The following is an 861-nucleotide window of genomic DNA, read 5'->3' on the forward strand; positions in this document are numbered from 1 at the left end:
GACCGCCTTTGAACGTGCAAACCGCCCAGGAATATCGATGGTTGCCGTGTAGGTGAGAGCGACAACGGGGCCGACACCAGGGATCGTCGTCAACCGGCGACAAACTTCATCGTCGCGGACCAAATCCAAAACCTTCTTGTGCAGCTTGGTGAACTCGTCGCGCAGCAGTTTGCGTGCAGCCAACAATGGCAGCATGATTTCGTATAGATCAGGCCTGCCTTCGACCAGTTCATTGATCCGCTCATCGAATTTGACCTTGCCGACCAGTCCGACTTTCAGACCGAAGTTGCGCAATAATCCGCGAATGTCATTCGCGATGGCGATGGCTTTTTCCTGCAGGAGTTTGCGCGCGGTCAGCAATGCCCGGTGTTTCTGGCTCGTCAGTGTCTTCACATGCACAGGCCGGTAGAGATTGACGCGCATCATTTGGGCTATGCCACGCGCATCGTTGCGGTCCGTCTTATTCGGTTGGGCTTTCAAAAATGCCTTGGCATGCCTGGTCTCGATGCAGATCACCGGCAGTCCTGCCTTGGCAAGTCCTTCATAAAGCCATTGTGACAGCGGTCCGGCTTCAAGACCAATCCGCTCAATCTGCCACTTCGGATCCTTGATCACCGAGATCAAATCCTCAGGGTGAGTGGCTACTTTTACCTCCCGGCAAATCTTGCCTGTCTCATCAACAATGCAGACCGCGGTCTCTTTCACCGATACATCCAGTGCACAATAGTGTTTCATGCTGCGCTTCTCCCTTTGATGTTTGAGGCCGTTGAAAGACATGACCTCGTTTTACCATCAGCCAGAAGCGCAGCACCGCAATCCAAAATGGTCAACGCTGAGACGCAAAGCCGAATATCCCATCTA

General features: G+C 53.3%; 1 protein-coding gene. It reads right to left on the reverse strand.

Annotated elements, in window-relative coordinates:
* A partial coding sequence (locus DMO26_RS33460; RefSeq protein ID WP_117196539.1) for an IS110 family RNA-guided transposase occupies positions 1 to 735 on the reverse strand: 735 nt, incomplete at its 3' end.
* Positions 736 to 861 lie beyond the last annotated feature (126 nt).

Source organism: Rhizobium terrae (assembly GCF_003425685.1).
In the GTDB taxonomy this organism is placed as follows: domain Bacteria; phylum Pseudomonadota; class Alphaproteobacteria; order Rhizobiales; family Rhizobiaceae; genus Neorhizobium; species Neorhizobium terrae.